General features: G+C 54.8%; 15 protein-coding genes. 4 read left to right on the forward strand and 11 right to left on the reverse strand.

Going from position 1 to position 18,366, the window contains the following annotated elements; translation table 11 throughout:
• Nucleotides 1-17: 17 nt before the first annotated feature.
• From OSC10802_RS0129465 to OSC10802_RS0129480, 4 genes are all read right to left on the reverse strand, one after another.
• Nucleotides 18-3,155 carry a coiled-coil domain-containing protein gene (locus OSC10802_RS0129465; RefSeq protein WP_017720376.1) on the reverse strand — a complete coding sequence of 1,046 codons (3,138 nt, stop codon included), beginning with the start codon at nucleotides 3,153-3,155 and terminating at the stop codon, nucleotides 18-20.
• Between the two features lie 37 nt (nucleotides 3,156-3,192).
• Nucleotides 3,193-3,372 (reverse strand): hypothetical protein, encoded by a 180-nt coding sequence (locus OSC10802_RS0129470; protein WP_017720377.1) that lies wholly within the window; start codon nucleotides 3,370-3,372, stop codon nucleotides 3,193-3,195.
• Between the two features lie 26 nt (nucleotides 3,373-3,398).
• Complete coding sequence (locus tag OSC10802_RS0129475) at nucleotides 3,399-3,815, reverse strand: hypothetical protein (protein ID WP_017720378.1); 417 nt, start codon at nucleotides 3,813-3,815, stop codon at nucleotides 3,399-3,401.
• A gap of 296 nt (nucleotides 3,816-4,111) precedes the next feature.
• Nucleotides 4,112-5,221 carry a YihY/virulence factor BrkB family protein gene (locus OSC10802_RS0129480; protein WP_017720379.1) on the reverse strand — a complete coding sequence of 370 codons (1,110 nt, stop codon included), beginning with the start codon at nucleotides 5,219-5,221 and terminating at the stop codon, nucleotides 4,112-4,114.
• Nucleotides 5,222-5,946: 725 nt separating this feature from the next.
• Between OSC10802_RS0129480 and OSC10802_RS0129490 the strand changes: the two genes are divergently transcribed.
• The gene (locus OSC10802_RS0129490; protein WP_017720382.1) at nucleotides 5,947-6,264 is read left to right on the forward strand and encodes a hypothetical protein; all 318 of its coding nucleotides are present in this window, start codon (nucleotides 5,947-5,949) and stop codon (nucleotides 6,262-6,264) included.
• Between the two features lie 132 nt (nucleotides 6,265-6,396).
• Here OSC10802_RS0129490 and OSC10802_RS56795 read toward each other — a convergent pair whose 3' ends face one another.
• The 4 genes from OSC10802_RS56795 to OSC10802_RS46790 form a co-directional block, all read right to left on the reverse strand.
• Nucleotides 6,397-6,675 (reverse strand): hypothetical protein, encoded by a 279-nt coding sequence (locus tag OSC10802_RS56795; RefSeq protein WP_369797103.1) that lies wholly within the window; start codon nucleotides 6,673-6,675, stop codon nucleotides 6,397-6,399.
• A 21-nt stretch (nucleotides 6,676-6,696) separates the two neighbouring features.
• Nucleotides 6,697-6,846, reverse strand: a complete 150-nt coding sequence (locus OSC10802_RS56800) for a hypothetical protein (protein ID WP_369797104.1) — start codon at nucleotides 6,844-6,846, stop codon at nucleotides 6,697-6,699.
• A gap of 49 nt (nucleotides 6,847-6,895) precedes the next feature.
• A complete protein-coding gene (locus tag OSC10802_RS56805; RefSeq protein ID WP_369797105.1) occupies nucleotides 6,896-7,225 on the reverse strand; it encodes a type 1 glutamine amidotransferase family protein in 330 nt (109 codons plus the stop codon).
• A gap of 280 nt (nucleotides 7,226-7,505) precedes the next feature.
• A complete protein-coding gene (locus OSC10802_RS46790; RefSeq protein WP_017720383.1) occupies nucleotides 7,506-7,685 on the reverse strand; it encodes a hypothetical protein in 180 nt (59 codons plus the stop codon).
• Between the two features lie 294 nt (nucleotides 7,686-7,979).
• On the opposite strand from OSC10802_RS46790, the gene OSC10802_RS0129505 reads away from it, so the two are divergent.
• Entirely contained in the window at nucleotides 7,980-9,953 is a 1,974-nt protein-coding gene (locus OSC10802_RS0129505; RefSeq protein ID WP_017720384.1) for an ATP-binding protein, read from the forward strand.
• A gap of 365 nt (nucleotides 9,954-10,318) precedes the next feature.
• Complete coding sequence (locus OSC10802_RS0129515) at nucleotides 10,319-11,320, forward strand: IS4 family transposase (RefSeq protein ID WP_044170225.1); 1,002 nt, start codon at nucleotides 10,319-10,321, stop codon at nucleotides 11,318-11,320.
• Nucleotides 11,321-11,514: 194 nt separating this feature from the next.
• On the opposite strand, the gene OSC10802_RS0129520 is transcribed toward OSC10802_RS0129515, so the two are convergent.
• The 3 genes from OSC10802_RS0129520 to OSC10802_RS0129530 form a co-directional block, all read right to left on the reverse strand.
• The gene (locus OSC10802_RS0129520) at nucleotides 11,515-13,167 is read right to left on the reverse strand and encodes an alpha-amylase family glycosyl hydrolase (protein WP_017720387.1); all 1,653 of its coding nucleotides are present in this window, start codon (nucleotides 13,165-13,167) and stop codon (nucleotides 11,515-11,517) included.
• Between the two features lie 216 nt (nucleotides 13,168-13,383).
• Complete coding sequence (locus OSC10802_RS51500; protein WP_155968570.1) at nucleotides 13,384-13,545, reverse strand: hypothetical protein; 162 nt, start codon at nucleotides 13,543-13,545, stop codon at nucleotides 13,384-13,386.
• 250 nt (nucleotides 13,546-13,795) lie between these two features.
• Nucleotides 13,796-14,521 (reverse strand): response regulator, encoded by a 726-nt coding sequence (locus OSC10802_RS0129530; RefSeq protein ID WP_017720389.1) that lies wholly within the window; start codon nucleotides 14,519-14,521, stop codon nucleotides 13,796-13,798.
• An 834-nt stretch (nucleotides 14,522-15,355) separates the two neighbouring features.
• Between OSC10802_RS0129530 and OSC10802_RS42405 the strand changes: the two genes are divergently transcribed.
• Nucleotides 15,356-18,319, forward strand: a complete 2,964-nt coding sequence (locus tag OSC10802_RS42405) for a PAS domain S-box protein (protein WP_017720391.1) — start codon at nucleotides 15,356-15,358, stop codon at nucleotides 18,317-18,319.
• Nucleotides 18,320-18,366: the final 47 nt, after the last annotated feature.

Raw genomic sequence — 18,366 nt, forward strand, 5'->3', positions numbered from 1 at the left:
GGCGTTCCTGGCAGCCGCTACAGCGCCAGCGTCAAAACGGCTAGAGCGCCGCCGCCCGCCGAGGCGAGCGCCGAGACGAGCGCCGTGCCAAACAGCCACCAAGCGGCAGTTTCAGCAGCTTTGCGGGTTTCTTCCGCTTGTTGCTGAGCTTGCAGCTTCAGGTCATCCAGGCGTCGCTGCGCTTCCAGCTGCAGCTGTTCCGCCCGCTGTAGCACGCTGTTCCGCGCCGCCTCAATCTGGCCCACAATCCGGTTGGCGTCAGCCTCCGAAATATCCTCGCGGGAGCTGATAATCGCCACCAGCGTATCCCGATTCAGGTGGCTGAGGCGATCGCGCAGCGCTTCAAACCCCGCTTGCGGGTCAGAAAACAGCTTGCGGACATCCCGCCGGATGCCTTCGTAGTTCAGTTCAGGCCGGTTCAGGGAGTTGAGGTAGTCGCGAATCCGGGCCAAAATCCCGTCCACCAGCGAGCGGATGCGCTCCCGCACGCTCTCAATTTGCCCGACAAACTGGTCGCGCACGGAGAAGATTTGATCCGCAATCCGGTTCGCCTCTTCCTCAGAAATATCTGGCCGCCCGGACAGCGCCCTGACGATCGCAGGCCGGTCGATGTGGGAGAGGCGCTCGGCGAGACTCTGCGCGCCAACTTGCGGATCGTGCAGGAGCAGGTGGATGTCGCGCTTGATGGCTTCCGGGTTGAGCTCTTCGATGCCGGTAGAGCGCAGGTAGTCTTCCAGAGTCGATTGAAAATCCCGCACCTGCTGCTGAGCCCGCACCGCCAGCCGGCGGGGTGCCCGCGCGAAGCTGCCAATGGTTTGCTGCACGCTGTCAATAATCCGGCTGACTTCCGCCTCACTCAAGTCTTGCCGCTGGGACACCAGCCTCACCCAAGTGGCCCGGTCGATGCCGGCCAAGCGGTCGCGGATGGCCATAGCGCCCTGTTTCGGGTGCCGCAGCAGTTGAGTCAGGTCCCGCTGGATGCCTTCCGGGTTGAGCTCTTGCTTGCCGGTGGAGCGCAGGTAATCTGCAATCGCGCTCAAAACCCGGTCGTACTGCTCCTTTGCTTGACCGGCAGCCGCTTGGGTGCCGCTGGCCACGCGCTTCCACGCCGATTCCACCGAATCGAGAATCCCCTCGAGCTGCTCAGCGCTCAGGTCTTGCCGCCCAGACAGCAGCGCCACCAGCGTGTCGCGGTCAAACTGCGCCAGCCGCATCCGCAGCGCCCGCACGCCCGTTTGCGGGCTTTCCAGCAGGGCTTGCAAATCGCGCTTGATGCCTTCCGGGTTGAGTTCTTGCTTGCCGGTGGAGCGCAAGTACGACTGCAACTTTTGCCACTGCGCTTCCACTAGATTGCTGGCGCTCTCTTCGAGGGTTCGCGCCTCTTGCAAAATTTGATCGCGGATGCGCTCCAGCTGGCTGAGAATCGCCTCTGCTTCCGCCGCACTCAGGTCATTGCGGTGGCTGAGCGTCTGCGCCAGTGCCGCGCGGTCAAACTGCCGGAAGCGATTGCGCAGCTGGTCGTAGCCCGCCTCCTCGTCAGCGAGCAGCGCCCGGAAATCCCGCGTGATGGCTTCGGGGTTGAGGTCTTCCTTTTTACTCCAGCGCAGGTAATCCCCCACCCGCCTTTGCAGATCTTCGGTTTTTTCTCGCTCAAAGGCGGCGGCGGCAGTGTACAGCACTTGCAGCCGGATCGATTCGAGCTGTCTGGCGAGAAGCTGGATTCTGTCTCGGGTGAACACGCCGCGACTGGCGAGCGTCTCGGCAAAATCCGACCGGCTCAGCTGCTCGAGCTCCCGGCGCACCATTGCCGGGTCAGCTTCCGGATCGTAAAGCACTTCTCGGAAGTTGCGGTCAATTTTCTCCGGCGTCATCTCCCAGGAGTAGGTGTTGAGCAGGTAGTTTTCCACATCCGCCCGCAGGGTGCTCGCCGGTCGCGCCGGCACGTCAACTGTCACCTGAGACGCCACCTTGCCGGCTTGCTGGCTGGCTCTGTCTTTCGCCGCTTTCAGCTGCTCCACGATAGTTTGGGCGTCGAGCTCCGACAGGTCGGTGCGCCCCAGCACTATCCCCATCAGCGCGTTGAAGCCCGCCATCATCGCCTGGCTCATCATACTGGGGTTTTCTGCCTTGCGGCGCTGCCGGAATTCGTCGATCAGCTGGTCGAGCCTTTGGGTGAGCTGTGAGGAGAGCAACTCTCCGGGTTTGGCTTCCCTGAGGTATTTGATCAGCTGCGCCATCCCGTCGGCTGGCTTCTGCATCTGGCTCGTCGTCTGCTTCCAGGCGTCTTCCAGCTGCTCGGCAATCCGGTTAATGTCCCGTTTCGATAAATCGGTGCGAGAGCTGACTAAATCGACAAAGGTTTGCCGGTCAATGTTGGGAAGTTCCCCGCTGTCGGCGATCTCTGTGAGTTTGGTATCGCTGAGCAACTTTTCAAATTCCCGCCGTATCCCCTGAATGTCCAGTTCCGGCGGTTTCAGCGCTGCGATGTAGTCTTCCACTGTGTCCCGCAACCCGGCGGGGTCGATCGCTGAGCCGAACTCCCGGCGCACGGCGGCGGCGGCGGCTTCTGCAGTGGACACCACCTGGTCGCGCGCGGCTTTAGCGCCGAGGGCGGCGGCAGCCGTTCCAGCAATCGCTTGAAAACCGGCAGTCGCTGTGTTGATGGCTGAGCCCACCAAAGAGCCTACTGTGGTGGCGCTCAGCAAAACGAGCAGGGAGAAGTACGCGCCCCAGATCACTAACCCCAGAATGGCTCCCAAGGCGATACTGGTGATCAGGCTCAGCTTGACGGCTAGCAAGCAGCCGAAGAACAGGGCGAGGCTGACGGAAATCAGCGTCCACATCCCCAGCTTGGTTTCAATCTGGCGAATCGTTCCGCCCAGGCTTGTCTGCTCATCCGTCCGCTCATCCGTCCGCTCGTCGCGTGACGGACGCCCCAAGTAGGAAATGCCGGCGGCTACTGAAAGATTTGTTAGCAGCAGTTGAAACCCAAAGGCTAGCAGCACCCCTGAAATCAGAGCCATAAAAAATGCCGGCCCCGAAAAGACAAGCGATGCCTGTTCTGGCGTGACCATTCCGCGCCCCACCGGCATCTGAGCTAGCCAAAATGCCAAGGGTTCCTGCGCCGGCACCATGATTTGCGCACTTTCAAACATCATTTTACCTCAAATAAAAAAATTATAATCCGCGCTTTTAACGCAATTCTGAGGCGCGGGAGTCATTAAAAATTTGACTGGCCACTCGGAGCGCCAGGGCTGAGACCTGCCATCTCCTGCAAGCCCGCACCGTACTGTCTGTTTCTAATCGCTCGCTTTCAGAAACCGGGCTGACTGTCTCAAGAGCGAGTTTGAGCCTGACAATTTTCACCGGCACCCCGGTTTATCAGTCGCTTCAACCTCTTAAAATATGCCCGAAAAACCGCTCGTATCTGCTGGGCGGTGAGTGTGGGGCGCGCCGATGCTGACTCGCTCGGTTTGAATGCCGGTTGCGCCGCTAACCCGGCTGGCAATCGCTACCAATTGGGTGAGAATTTGCTGGTTGGGGACTCTTCCCGCCAGCACTACTGTGCTGCCAAGCTGAGCCACGCAGATGCCTTTAATCTCCTCCACCTCCGCATCCCGCTCGAACGCCAGAACGACTCGTTTGGCTAAGCCACTCGGATCGTATTCTCCATTCAATCCCACCCTTTCGGGTGCGATAAGTGCGGTGCAGGTCGCTGACAGAGTTTGAGCTTCTGCTGGTGCCTGCTGCTCAACTGTAGCGCTTCCCTCGGGTTCGGGTTTTTCTACACCAAATAGTCTTTGCAACCAACCCATCGCTGCTGTTTCTCGAATGTGTTTGTCTTAGATTAATTAAACAGTTTTCTCTGGATTTCACACATCTGCCTGCGGACATAATTAAGACGGAGCTGCAATCGCCTCCCTGTACCCGGCATCCCTCAGAAACGGCCCTCCGTCGCTCTGATGGGGTTCGCCTTCCAGATTGCAGCTCGGAACTTTCGTAAAATTACGGTTGATTACTTTTTAAAATTTATCGCGGGCGGACCTGTGAGAGCCAGAAAAATATGCAGCGAGCGGACTGAACTTTAATAAGTGTTCAAGCAGAAATTGCTTTACGGCTGCCGGCGCTTCCTCCTGTTGAGCCCCATCAGTCCCGCAGCGCCCTGGTAAGCGCCGATCAGTAAACTCAGCACGATGGCTGCGGGGTGCGGGGAGGGGCGCTGGCGGTCCGGCGCTGGGGGAGTGGGTTCGCCGGCGTTGGGGCGAGAGTGCCGGCTCTCCGGTGCCCGCTCTGCAAGGGCTTCGAGATGATCCGTGTGGGGTATTCCTTGCTGGGCGCGGGCTTCTTCCGTGAGGGGGACGGCATTGGGTGCCGGTTCAATCCGGGAGCCGTGTTTGTTGGCGTAGACCTGAGTGAACTCGGCACCAAAAAAGAGAATTTGGGCGGAATAATACACCCAAAGCAGGATGACAACAAACGAGCCGGCTGCTCCGTAAGTTGAGCCAACGCTGCTGTTGCCGAGATACATGCCGATCAGGGATTTGCCAATGGTAAACAGCAGGGAGGTGATAGCGGCACCGGTCCAGACGTCACTCCAGGCGATTTTAACGTCGGGAAGCAGTTTGTAAATCATTGCAAACAGCAGGGTGATGACACCGAAAGAAAATATAAAGTTTACTGCTGGCCACACGACTTCCAGGCTGGGGAAAAAGTGGCCAAAATAGTTGCTCAGTGCGGCTAAGGCGGCGCTGACTACCATTGAAACCAGCAGTAAAAATCCAATGCCCAGCACCATCGTGAAGGAGGAAAAGCGGTCTTTGATGATGCCCCTGACGCCGCGTCCGGGTTTTGGCGTTACTTCCCAGATGGTATTCAGGGAGTTTTGCAGTTCGCTAAACACGCCGGTGGCACCAAACAGGAGAATGGCGATACTGATTAGGGTGGAGATGATGCCTTCCGCCGGCTTGCGGGAATTTTGTATCATTGTCTGAATCACTTCTGCGCCATCCCGGCCAACCAAGCCTTGAATTTGCCCGACAATCTCGCCCTCAGCCGCATCTTGGCCAAAGACCAGAGCGACAATGGCAATTACAATAATCAGCAGGGGCGCTATCGAGAAGACTGTGTAATAGGCCAGCGCCGCCGCCAGCCGGGACGCCTTGTCTTCCTGCCACTCCGCAAAGGTTGCTCTGAGCAGTTTTACAATGGTTTTGAAATTCATCTTGGGACTCTATCTAAGGAGTGATTTCAAACTTAATAATCGCTCGCTTATTAACTTTGAAGGAGTGATATAGCGTTTAGATTTGAGGTGTGGGAGCTTAGAAACCCGGTTTCTTTGAGAAACCGGGTTTCTGGCCCCGGCCTCACAAATCCTTTAGAACCGCTATAGCTCACCATTCTATCGGGCGAGCCGCGCCACCCCCCCTCAAGAACATTATAACAGCGAAACAAATGGTAATATTATTTAACAGTCAACCTGGCTGGCGCATCCTTCTCAAGGAAGAAAAAATCGCCAGCCGGCAGCAAATCGGGGCGGCGCTTGGCTTGCTGCCGGCTCCCTGAACGCCGCAATTTGGGTATTTCTACTCGGACGGAATCGCGACTGCCAATGTGCCTAACAAAAAAAAGCGACTGGCAACAAGTCCTGCTCAACAGCTATATTGGAGATAAGGCATTTCGCCGGTGTTTTAAGCTAGTCCAAATCGGTTCACATCTGCATCTACAGTTACTCTCGCTGCCAGCCCCCCTGCGGGAAGCCGCTTCGGCGTCTGCCCCCTGGCTGCGAGAAAGAGTGGGCTGCTGCCTCTAGATAACAATAGTGCGAGATTTCAATTTTCCCTCGCTCCCGGGCGGCAGATCGGGAGCGAGAAACAGTGGGCTGCTGCCTCTAGACGATCGTAGGGCGAGATTTCACTTGTAACGAAAATTACTTTTTTACACGCTAACTTGTCCAGCGCCCTAAAAATCCTGAAGTCAGATTTGCGCAACCGTATAGCGGACTTTAGCTGGATTTATATTAAGGAGCTTTACATGCTGAAACAAATGTGCTGGCTGCCGGTCATGGGAGCGGATGGGGAGAAGGTTTTGCACTTGCGAACCGCACCCAACCAGCCGTGGCGACCTTATAACGCTTTTCCAGAATATGCTGTGCCAGACTACCAGATTCCTGGCGGATCGAAGGGCTGGGCAACCTACCAAAAACTGAGGAGCGCCGGCTGGGACATCGTGCCGAACACCCCAGACTTCCATCAGAAAAGTGCGTAAACTCATCCCCTCTCAACAAAAGCCCGCCAGCGCGGGCTTTTTCTGTACATATCGCACCGGCTGAGAAACTCGGTTTCTTAAAGAAACCGGGTTTCTGGCTGGTTTGGCTCCCAGAATACAGCACCGGCACCTCTAGGCGGCTTGGGCAGCGGCTGTCTCAAAAATAGGCACTCGCTTTTCCAGGTCAAACCGATATTCCTGCGGGAGAATGTGAAGCTTGGCACCGCAAATCGCCAGCGCCTCATCTTTCAACAATTCCTCCAGGTTGCAGTGACTAATTTCTGAAATATCGACAACAGTAACAGCCCCTCCCCCAAAGACTTGAAACTGGTTGCCATCTATAACCACAGCGGTATTTTCGTCAATGCCGAACCCCAAAACAGCAGGCTGCTGCGCCAGTGCTGAGAGCAAGCCCCCCAGAGGCCCGCGCTCCTAGAAATGCTGGTCGATCGCTATCCCCGGAAGAAAGCCCATACCGGGCCCCATTTCCACAACGTTAACCCTGGGATTTGTCTGAGAATCCCCTTCAACAATCATTACGTCTGGCATCACGGCTGCTCCCGCGCTCGTGCCGGCTACCACAATTCCTTCCGCATACCGCTGGTGAATTGCCTCATCCAGAGGGGTGTCCTTAATTGTGCTTGATGATGCGAGCCTGATCTCCCCCAGTAAAAAATACTCCGGTGGCTTTGTCAATCGCTTCTAAGGCACTGGACGAACTCGCATCGTCACGGGTTACGGTGTCAAGAATGCGAATATCCTCAGCTCCAAAGCGCTCAAAAACTCTGATATACTTTTCTCCCACTTCCCTAGGCAGCTCTGTGGCAGCCGTCATCACCACAATTCGGGCTTTTGTGCCGCCGGCACGCCGGACGAACTCCCGAAGGATCTTGCACTCCCCCTCCTTGTCTTCCGCACCGCCAACAATCACCAACGGCCCGCGAGTCCCACTCTTCGGCATAGTCCCTCCAGTTTTCAGCCCATTACTTTCAATTAAGCAGCAGACGTTCTCGCCTGACAGCACCCAAAAGGTAGAGATTGATACAGCCCATCCCAGGTTTTTTCTGTCCCCCACCCGAACCCCCAGCCGGGGCCGGTTCGCCAGCAATTCTCCTGGGGGAGCCGAGGGGATTGATAAACCCGCCCCGGCACCGACAACTAACTGATTTCACCCGCTCGCCCGCCGCCACGGATTGCTAGCAGGGCTGGCGCAAGGCTAGGAATTTCTGGCGATTTTTCAGCTATTTGCGCAACAGAGAGCGTGCCTTTTCAAGTGAGAAATGCCTGGGTTTTCCCTGCCAGACAATCTGGCACTCGTCCTTATCTGGCCCATCGCCGTAGCCAGAGATAAGTTTGAGGTGGAAAGCTCGCTCGGCAAGTTTTTCTACTTGATCTCTGAGAGCAGTTTTTGTACTGTTCATAGCTGCTGCCTCCTGAAGGCTCTCCTCTATATTTAAACGGCTTGGCTTTCTCTGGCACCTGCCAAAAGTTATATATTCCTGGGACTAAAATGCGTCTTGAGGGGGTTGCATGTAAGGCCACTCATCTTTTTTGCCAGACTCTCAGATGGTTTGATGAGACTGCCGGCTGGAATGCGGACTGCTGGAAAATGTCAGGGGGTTAGGAAAACCGTTATTTTCCCGTCAAGCCGGTCGCAGAGTATGTCTTTGGATAGCTGAAAAGGCACAGGCAATAGAGTTACCCTCGATCCAGACATGGAACCCGGGCGTTTCCTCGCGAGAGCCAAAAGCCAGTTTAGAAAAAGGGAGCTACCCACGATCGTCCAAGACCAAATTACCGATGCCTTGCGCATCAATGCCAGAAAAACCGACGCATTCGATATTTTTAACTTGCAGCATTACATCGGCCCCAACCCCTATTTGAACAGGGGGGCGCTAGTATTCGATTTCGCCCTCACCGGCTATCTGTCGCCCTTACCCATTGCCGATTATGTCGCGGCGGTCAGCGAGCGCTACCGGCACCTGAGCAATGACACTTACGAATCTTACGCCCACCTATTCGCTCGCACCGTCTCAGAAGTGGGCAAGCTGGACATGGACTTGCACTTCGACCGCTGGAGTGTCAAGCCCTATGAACATCATGCCAGAATTGCCACAGAAGCGCTGCACGCCCGCACCCAGCGCGGAGTGATTTACGCGGTTTGGGACTGGTTTGAAACCATCACTCAAAACGAGGATTTCCCCCTACACCGGCAGATAGAAACCCTGCAGGAGATATTCCGCAACTCCGTCTGCGGGGAACCGACAGTCTACACCCTGTGGCGAACAGCCGCCGAGAAAGGCATTCCCACCTTTTACCTGTGGGATGAGGGGCTCGTTCAGTATGGCTATGGCAAAAAACAAATTCGCGGCGCAGCTACCACCTTTGACTGCGACAGCCATCTCGATTCTGATTTCACCACCCGCAAGGATGACTGCAAAGCGTTTCTGGGCAACTTGGGCTTCCCTGTACCCAAAGGTGATATCGTCACCACCGGCGAGCAAGCAGAAAGAGCCGCTGAAAGGATTGGCTACCCGGTGGCAGTCAAACCGGTTGCCGGTCACAAAGGGATCGGCGTCACCGCTGGCGTGCGAGACGTGCAGGAGTTGAAATTTGCCTTTGCCCGGGCGGTGCAGTCCATCGGTCCCGACGGGCCAAAACATGTTATCGTCGAGAAAAGCATTGCCGGTGCGGATTTTCGCTTGCTGTGCGTGAACGGCAGATTCGTCGCCGCCACCGAACGCCGCCCCGCATCGGTGGTGGGTGACGGGCGCTCAACCATTGCCGAATTAATCGGCAGAGAAAACCGCAAACCGGCACGTCAGGACACCCCAACCTCCCCTATGAGCAAGATCCAGTCCGACGAGGCAATGCAAATGTACCTCCACGAACAGGGGCTTTCCACAAACAGCGTTATCCAGGCAAACCGCACCGTCTATCTCCGCAAAGTCGCCAACCTCTCCGCCGGCGGCGTCAGCATCGACGCCACGCGCACCGCTCATCCCGACAACATCATCCTGGCGCAAGACATCGCCAGTCACTTCCGGCTGACCTGTCTCGGCATCGATGCGATCGCTGAAACGCTCTCTAAATCCTGGAAGGACGGCAACTTTGCCATCCTGGAAATCAACGCCGCCCCCGGCATTTCTATGCACCTCAGACCCGCTGCCGGTGAGAGTGTCGATGTGGGGTCGAACATTCTGGAAACCTTTTTTAAATCCGGTGCGGAGGCGCGGATACCCGCCGTTACCTTCAATCGCATTTCGGTTAAAGAGCTTCAGGAAACAATTGACCGCATTCTTTTGCAGCGCCCCGACTGGACTGTTGGCGCGGTTTGCCGGGAGGCAGTCTTTGTCAACTGCTCGAAAAAAGTCCCCCACAAAGATTCTAACACTAATGTTCAAAACCTGCTGCGCAATCCCAAGCTTGATTTGCTGATTGCTGAGTGCGGGGAAACTGTCTTGGAAAGGGACGGGATGTTTTATTTCGGCAGCAATATGGCAGTTCTGGACAATCCTTCCGAAACTGAAAAGATGCTGGCGCGGGATGTCTTCGACAGCTCTACGGTTATTGTTAAGGAGGGCGATTTCGTCTCCATCCGACGCCAAGGCTTGATTGAACAGTACCGCCTCGGCGAAGGCGAGACCTTTACTCGCGTTTATCTCAAGGAAATCGGCACGATCTTGTGAGATAAGCGCGGTTTACATGCCAGAAACCCGGTTTCTTAAAGAAACCGGGTTTCTCAGTACCTGACTCAGATGAAAACCGCTATAATTTCCCAAGGGGCAGATCAGCGAAACAGTGAGCTCTCTCCTGGCTCACACCAGGTGGGGCGCGATTGCCGGTGCTGGCGCTTTATAGCAGCAGTCATATTGGTTAGGACAATTGGAGCGGGGGAGCGGGGGAGCCTGAATGTCCTCACCTAAGTGGCTACTGCTATATCAAGAAACCAGGTTTCTTTCACAAGTGTTGAATCTTAACAATTCGACATAAAAAAAGCGCCCAAAACGTGCTATGATTTGGGCTACGGTCAAATCAATCCTGTTAATAACCTGTGCTCAACTCATTCTCTAAGATTGTCCAAAATCGTTTGGCTTCTTTGCCTAAAAATGATTATCCTGTCCTTAACACCCGCTTGTTTATGTCCATATGGTTGAGCTATGCAATGGATAAAAGCTTGACCAGTATGAGAGATATATTAAAGCGACTAAATGGAACTGGCTATGAGCTAGATATTTCAACTTTCTCCAAAGCTAATGCGTCCAGAAATCAAGAGCCATTTCTGAGACTTTATCAACAACTTAATGAGGAAATTTGCCGTCAAAAAAGCCTTCAAAAATATGAGCTGTGTCCTATTGATTCAACTGTCATTACTCTAACGAGTAAATTGCTATGGCTGCAAGAATACTACCAAGTAAAGCTTGTTAGCTCCTTAAATTTAACCACAGGAGTTCCAGAAGAAAACTTAATAAATTTTGGATACGACTCTGACTACAGATATGGAAAAGAGATGTTAGCTAGTTTGCCCCCAAACGGTGTAGGGGTAATGGATCGGGGCTTTTCTAGTTTAAAATTTTTACGGCTCGCCCAGCAGTCAAACAAGTATTTTGTCTTGCGCATACCTAACAACTACAAACTTCAATTTTCTGAAAATAAGGGGCAGTTTCTAGTTGGGACAGGCAAGGACTCAGGAATATATAGAGTTGTTAACTTTTGCGATCTTGAAAAGCGTGCTGAGTATAGATTGGCCACCAATTTGGAGCGGGCCGAAGTCTCCGATGAAGAGCTTATGGAAATCTACAAATATAGGTGGCACATAGAGTTGCTATGGAAGTTTCTTAAAATGCACCTTAAGTTGGATAAGCTGATTACTAAAAATGTAAATGGTATAGCTATACAAATTTATGTTTCGCTGATAGCTTACCTGATATTAAAGATAGTAGATATTCCTAAAGAATGGGGGACTACGCTACTAGATAAACTCCGCTATCTTCAATGTTGTATGTGTCAAGAAATCAGCTATGTCCACTGGATAGAACGACTTCTCTCTGGCTAAGCATTTTTACTCAGGGCAGGATAAATGTAAGCTAAAATGTAAAGTTTTGTGACAGAATTCAACACTTGTGGGTTTCTTTAAGAAACCTGGTCTGTACCGGCACGCTGATATGCCGGCCTTAGATTCCGCAGGAACACTTATGAATTAATGGCGGTTGCGGCAGGGTGGGTTCCGGAGGAACCCACCCTGCAAGTCTATTGCCAGACAAACACTTTCGCTTCCCACTCCGCCAAATCCACCAAGATGTCATCCTCCCCGGATTCAATATCGTAGTTGTAAGTCCACTCATGCCAGGTGCCGGCACAGGGGAAGTGGGGAACGCGGTATCCTGCCAAATAGCTGTCCGAGAAATTCGCCACAACCACCACGCGAGATCCCTCCCCGTTCCAGCGGGTGTAGGCTAAAACTCGGCAATCCGGATTTTCGTGGAAAAACTCAATATTTTCCGTGTAGAGGGCGTGATTGTTTTTGCGCAGGTGAATCAAGCCTTTGTAGTATTCAAACAAGCCGCGATTTTCGTCATTGCCCAGCAGCGACCAGTTGATTTTAGATGGCTCTATCGTTTTGTGCTTGCACTCCCCAAACTCTTCTCCCATCCAAATCATCGGCACCCCGACAGCGGTCATCAGTATAGCCGCTCCCAGCTTAGCTCGCTTGAAAGCCCCCTCCCCAAAGATATTGCGCTCGGCTAACTCTGCAAAAAAGCGGTGGTGGTCGTGATTGCCGATATAATTGATGATATTAGTAGCGCCCATATAGCCTTGCCGCTTGCCATCAATGACATCCTTGAGGCGCTCCATATCAAACGTGTCACCGCCGAGGTGCGGAATCATCGTGTGCCAGAAACTGTCGTGCCAGCAGCCATCCATTGGACCGTCAAAATTGGTGACTGCCGGCGTGTCGGGAATGTATTCAGCGATATTGTAGAACGGCTTCATTCCAGCTGTCTTTTTGGTTTCCTCAACAATCCAGCGCATGAAGTCGAAGTTGCCAATTTGCCGCGCCGCGTCGTAGCGAATGCCGTCGATGTGGTATTCTTGAATCCAGAAGCGCACCGTGTCGCCGATAAACTGCCACGCCGGCTTGATATCTAGATTTTCATCGCAGTGTTCGTAATTAAACTCTGGACCCCAGTTATTTACCGGGTCTTTTGGAGAGTGGTGATACCAGTAATCGTGGTCAATCTGCGTCAGCGGGCAAGAGGCTTCCGAGTGGTTGTAAATCCCGTCCAGGATGATGCGAATGCCGCGTGCGTGGCACTCGTCAATCAGGTGTTTTAATTCTTCCGTGGTGCCGTAGCTAGTTTCCGTGGCGAAGAAATAGCGAGGGTTGTAACCCCAGCTGTAGTCGCCCGGATATTCTTTCACCGGCATCAGTTCAATGGCGTTAATCCCCAGTTCGCAGAGGGAATCTAACTTCTCAATAACGTGCTTGTATTTGCCGCGCGGGTGGGGGTCATCTTCGCCGCCAGAAAAGTCAGCAACGTGCAGTTCGTAGATGACTAACTCGCGGTCGGGAGGCAGCGGTTTGTCGTCGTGTTTCCAGACGTAGGTATCGACAATCTTTTCCCCATCTTTGATGCGGACTGTGCCGACTCCTTTGCTCTCATCCACGTCTGTCGCGTAGGGATCGATGATTTCCACCCACTGGTCAGGATCGAGGAACCAGCTTTTCGACTGAACTCGGAATTTATAGTCATAGACCCCATCCTTCAGTTCTACCTTGGTGCGGAAATAACCGTCATTCCCTTTTGTCATCGGGATTTCGTTCCACTTGGAAAAGGAGCCGATTAAGGTAACGCCTTTGTTATAAGGAGCAAATAATTTAAATTCAATGAGAGCCGCCATAGAACCTCTTTGATTCGGGGGATATTGACCTTCACACTCCTATTTTCCCCCTTCAAACTCTCTCAGCCATCGCTCTCCAGGCATAAATTACCGGCCCGATTGCGGCGGATTTTCAAATTAGGCTTCCAGCCAAAATGTCTAGATAACTTTTTAGCTACCTAGACCTTTATTGAGAAAGATTGTGTTAAGTCCAGCTTTAGCTTAAGCATTCAGCTTTCAGCCCTGCCGGTGGGCGTCAAACGCATTTCTTGCGTTCAGTCCGCGCTCTAGGGCTAACCCGTGGGGCAGACTGCTATAGCGGAGGCTGCAAACCCAATTTTTTTCCCGCCGGCACAAAGCGCGAATCGCTAACACCATTACGCTAGATGGCACCGGCATTTTGACCGGCAGCGCCCAACGAACGGGACATCCTATATTTCGGTGCGCTCCCAAAAGAGGAAACGCACCCTGCGGGTAATAGCGAGACGCCACCACCGGCAGAAAGGGCCCGCTTTGGGTAAAAGTCCGCTGTGTTTGCGGTAACAGTATTTTGACTCTATAAAAGAGTGATGATTTCAGTCATCTATCCAGCGACAGATTGACAGGACGGTTCCCCGGGTCACTATTCTCTATCTTCAGAGAGAGCCCCTCACCCAACCAAACCAGACCGGAGAGCCATGACAGCGGCTTGAGTGCGGTCATCAGCCGAGAGCTTGTTCAAGATATTGCGGACGTGAGTTTTGACGGTGCCGACAGTGATGTAGAGCTTTTGGGCAATAGCCGCATTGCTGTATCCCTGTACGATCAGCTCCAAAACTTCCAACTCCCGGTCAGTGAGTGGATAGGCTTCTAGCAGCTGGCTGTGTTCCTGGTCAATCGCGTGAATGCTAACGGTTGACGGCTTGGACGGCTCAGAGGAGGTGGGGGCTGCCGGCTTATTCCGAGCTTGGCGCAGCACGATGCCGGCGATAGCTGGGTCGATCCAGGAGTGACCTTCATGGGTGACTCGGATCGCTTCCAGCAACTGCTCGAAGCGGATATCCTTCATGCAGAAAGAATCCGCGCCGGCGGCAAAGGAAGCCAGAACAGCTTCTTCATTGTCCTGAAACGTCAGGATCAGCACCTTTGTTTTCGGTTCTGAGTTCGGTGTGAGGGACGACTTGAACCGCTGAGTCAGTTCAATGCCGTCCATATCCGGCAAGCCAATATCCACGAGGGCGACGTCTGGCTCCTCCTTTTTCAGGAGTTTCAGACCTTCTGTGGCATTGGCGGCGTCGCCGACAACTTTGATGCCCTCACGCTGTTGCAAAGCCGTGCGGATACCGATCCGAGTCAGGTCGTGGTCTTCAATCAGAGCAACGCGAATTTCACTCATTTTCTTTTGGCCAACTTTTCAGGGGTTGAATTCTTAAAAAAGCCGTTTACAAAAAGGTTAACCCTGCTTCGCTGAAATACACCTATTGGCAGCTGTAAGGAGCAAAGCACTTCAGTTACATTTCCATTGTGACACTTCCAAAGCTTCCGCGCTTGAAGCCGGTTTTCCCCAACCGGCCCCCTCTGGCCGCTCTGCAAAACCCGGGCGGCAATCGGAGCGCCAGTCGAGTACAAAGCTGGCTCATGAAGAGGGCGCAGAGGGGAACAAGGGAAAAGGCCGTTGCGCCAAACAGACAAGTCAGGGTCTCCCCCACACGCTTGGGGGTTTGCCAGGAGAGCCAAACTCCTTTCTGGCGGCTGATTCGCACAAGCTTGCTGTCTGCTGGTTTTTAGGTTGAACTTTTCCGTTTATCTCTAGCCCGTGTCGGAACCACTGGTCGAAAGCCCTCATCCCAAACAGACAGCCTCTCTCAGCCACCCTCAAGGATTTGCCGTTTCCGTGGCTGCGGTGTTCGTTTCCCCATGCCGTCAAAAGACCGGCCCGCCCGGTTGCGTCTGGCCTTTGCTCATTTGTTTTTTCACCGAAAGCAGGCTCGCGTGCGGCTTAGGTTCATTGTACCGCTCTCGCACCGGATTCAACAAAAGATTGGCCGGCGCGGGGAGATTCCCTGCCGGGTGCTGGCCCTGCCAGAGGACTCACCTTTATAGAGGATGGATTCTTTCGGCAGTTTTGATATAATTTTTTGTTTTCGCCGGTGCCCGCACAGATTAAGATGGCTGCACAGGCACTCAAAGCCTGCAACCGGGTGAGGACTGGTTTGATTAAAAAATCCCTATGAATAACACTTGCCACCAACAGTCACTGGGAGCGTGCGCCCCCAGCCAGGAAATACAGAGACTCAGAGCGCAAGTCGAGAGCCTCAAGCAGGCGCTAGAGGCTAGTGTTGACCGGCATCTCAGACTGATGGAAGCCATGCCCCTGCGAGTGTGGGCTGCCAGCGCTTCCGGGGAAATCACCTATCTCAACCGCCGGTGGTACGAGTGTGGGGGAGCGCCAGAAGCGGAATCGCTGGACTTTTGGTTTTTCAAATCAGTCCATCCCGAAGACCGGGAGCGGTTGCGAGCTCACCTGCTGCAGGGGTTGCGCCAGAGAGCTGGCTGGGAAATGGAATTGCGGCTGCTTTTGGCAGACGGCAGCGAGCGTTGGGCGGTGGCCCGCACCGAGCCGGTGCTCTCAGAGAGTGGCGCTGTTGTGGAGTGGGTGGGAACCTGCACCGACACAGACAAGTTGAAGCGCTCAGAACAGGCGGCCCAAAACAGGGCGGCTGAGAGTGAAAAGCGCTACCAGTTAATCGCCGAACACTCTACCGAGCTAATCTGCACGCACACCCCAGAGGGAATCTACCTGTACGTCTCGCCGGGCTGCCGCACCCTGCTCGGATATGAGCCAGACGAACTCGTCGGGCATTCCTTCTACCAGTTTTTCCACCCCGAAGACGCCGCCACCTTCAAAAGAACTTACGGCTTCCAAGGCAGCTCGCTCGGGACTTACGCGCTGGCCCACCGGCTGAGGCGCAAAGACGGCAGGTACATCTGGGTTGAGACGACCGGCTCATACCTGCGCCACCAGGATGGGGATACCGTCTTTGAGACGGTCGCGGTGTCCCGAAACATCAGCGAACTCAAGCTCGCAGAAGCCGAAATTTACAGCCTCAATCGAGAGCTCGACCGGCTCGCCCGCAAACAGACGGTGCAGCTGAAAGCGGCTAACCAGCTCAAAGACGAACTGCTCGGTCGCGAGCAGCTGGTGCGGCACCAGGCAATGCAGGCCGAGCGGCAAGTGGAAACCGAGCGCAAGCGGACTGAAGCGGCGCTGTATTTCCTCGCCGAGGCGTCGGGCGTCCTGGGGGTTTCCCTGGACTATCAAACCACCCTGGAAAACCTGGCACAGGCGATAGTGCCTTTCCTGGCTGACTGGTGCGCCATTAATGTCATCGAGCCGGAAGGCTCCTGCCGCTGTCTGGCCGTGGCCCACAAAGACCCCTCGCGAGCGGAGCTGGTGCGGGAGCTGCACCGCCGCTACCCAGCCTCTGGAGATGGGACCTACAGCCACCTTCGCCGGCTGCGGGGCGGCGAGACAGACGCGCCCTGGTGCGTCTCTATCTGTCTGGATATTACTGACGAAAAGCTGGCGGCGATTGCCTGCGATGAGGAACACCTGCAACTGCTGCGAGCGCTGAATCTCAGATCCTGCATCTGTTTGCCGGTGCGGCTGGGCCGGCAAATCTTCGGCTCGGTGCTGTTTGCCCTCTGTGACTCCTCTCGCCGCTACACCTCAGCCGACCTGACTTTAGCGGAGGATCTCGTCTGCCGCGCCGCCAATGCCGTAGAAAAGGCGCTGCTGTACCGGCAGGCTCAGGAGACAGGAGAGAACCTGCGGGAGGCGATCTTGATTTTGGGCGAGCACCAGCACCAGTTGCGGACGGTACACCGGCTGACCAATTTGCTCAACCAGCGCATCGCTGACCTGCCCGGTTTGCTGCAGGTGATGGTTGAGGCGGTTTGCGAGTCAATTCCGGGAGCGCAATTTTGCCTGATCGTACTTTACAACCCGGAGAGCTGCCAGCTGCAGCTGACCGCTACAGCCGGTCCGGGCACGGAAAACCTGCCGGTGGGAAGACCTCTGCAGACAGAGGACGGGGTGCTCAGCCAGGTGTTTTCCACCGGCGAATCCCGACTGCTGCGGCGAGAGTCGGGGCATCCGGGCTCCCGCCTGGAGGTGCCGGCTGCTGTTTATGCCGTGGCGATCGAGTCTCGGGAGCCGGTGGCAGGCACCGCGCCAGCAGGCGGGCGTCTGGGAGTGCTCGCAGTCGGCAACTGGGAAGATGCCGGTGCCTTCGATCCCGACGACCAGCTGCTGCTGGGTGCGGTTGGGGAGCAGGCGGCGATCGCGATTAACAACGCCCGGCTGATCAAAACCCTGGAGGAGCGAGAGGAACTTCTGGCGGTTCAGAATAACACGCTCGCCCGCCAGAACCGGGAGCTCGAAAGCTTGTCGGAGCGGATTGGGCAGCAGAATTTGCAACTGATCGAAGCGGCGCGGCTGAAATCGCAGTTTTTGGCTACCATGTCTCACGAACTGCGCACCCCTCTGAATGTGATTATGGGCTTTTCCCAGGTGCTGTTGCGCCAGCGCCAGAATCCGCTGGCCCCCAAGCAAACCGAGCTGGTGGAGCGCATTCTCAGCAATGGCGAAAACTTGCTGATGCTGATTGATGACATCCTCGACCTGTCGAAAATCGAAGCTGGTGCGCGACAGCTCAAACTGGAACCGTTCGATGTCGCTATGTTGGTGCGCGGAACTGTCGTTGAATTCCGCGCCATGGCCCAGCAGAAGAATTTGACTTTGCAGGTTGAGGTGGATTTGCCCGACTCCCACACTGTCAACGACCGCTCCTGCCTGCGGCAGATTTTGGCCAATCTGCTTTCCAACGCCATTAAGTTTACCGAGTCTGGCGGCGTGCGGGTGTCGGTGCTGCCCACAGCGACCGATCAGCTGGCTCTCGCGGTCGCCGATACCGGCATCGGCATCGCCGAAACTGACCTGCAGCACATTTTTGAACCCTTCCGGCAAGTGGATCAGGCCCTCAATCGCAAGTACCCGGGCACCGGTCTGGGACTCGCCCTCACGCAATCCCTCGTCCGCCTGATGCAGGGCACGATTTCCGTTGACAGCCAGGTCGGTGTCGGGTCCACTTTCTGCGTCGAGTTGCCCCGTCTGGTCTCTGAGCTCTCCTGACTGGCCGGCGGCTATTTACGTCTTATTGATTATTATTAATAATAAAC

Origin of the sequence: Kamptonema formosum PCC 10802, assembly GCF_000332335.1 — a bacterium.
In the GTDB taxonomy this organism is placed as follows: domain Bacteria; phylum Cyanobacteriota; class Cyanobacteriia; order Cyanobacteriales; family Oscillatoriaceae; genus Oscillatoria.

Bases quoted from the DNA above. Each gene is read 5' to 3' on its own strand.
- OSC10802_RS42405 (WP_017720391.1), top strand. From the start codon at position 15,356: ATGAATAACACTTGCCACCAACAGTCACTGGGAGCGTGCGCCCCCAGC.
- OSC10802_RS56805 (WP_369797105.1), bottom strand. From the start codon at position 7,225: ATGCCGAAGAGTGGGACTCGCGGGCCGTTGGTGATTGTTGGCGGTGCG.
- OSC10802_RS0129475 (WP_017720378.1), bottom strand. From the start codon at position 3,815: ATGGGTTGGTTGCAAAGACTATTTGGTGTAGAAAAACCCGAACCCGAG.
- OSC10802_RS46790 (WP_017720383.1), bottom strand. From the start codon at position 7,685: ATGAACAGTACAAAAACTGCTCTCAGAGATCAAGTAGAAAAACTTGCC.
- OSC10802_RS0129530 (WP_017720389.1), bottom strand. From the start codon at position 14,521: ATGAGTGAAATTCGCGTTGCTCTGATTGAAGACCACGACCTGACTCGG.
- OSC10802_RS0129520 (WP_017720387.1), bottom strand. From the start codon at position 13,167: ATGGCGGCTCTCATTGAATTTAAATTATTTGCTCCTTATAACAAAGGC.
- OSC10802_RS0129480 (WP_017720379.1), bottom strand. From the start codon at position 5,221: ATGAATTTCAAAACCATTGTAAAACTGCTCAGAGCAACCTTTGCGGAG.
- OSC10802_RS0129505 (WP_017720384.1), top strand. From the start codon at position 7,980: ATGGAACCCGGGCGTTTCCTCGCGAGAGCCAAAAGCCAGTTTAGAAAA.
- OSC10802_RS51500 (WP_155968570.1), bottom strand. From the start codon at position 13,545: ATGCCGGTGCCATCTAGCGTAATGGTGTTAGCGATTCGCGCTTTGTGC.
- OSC10802_RS0129465 (WP_017720376.1), bottom strand. From the start codon at position 3,155: ATGTTTGAAAGTGCGCAAATCATGGTGCCGGCGCAGGAACCCTTGGCA.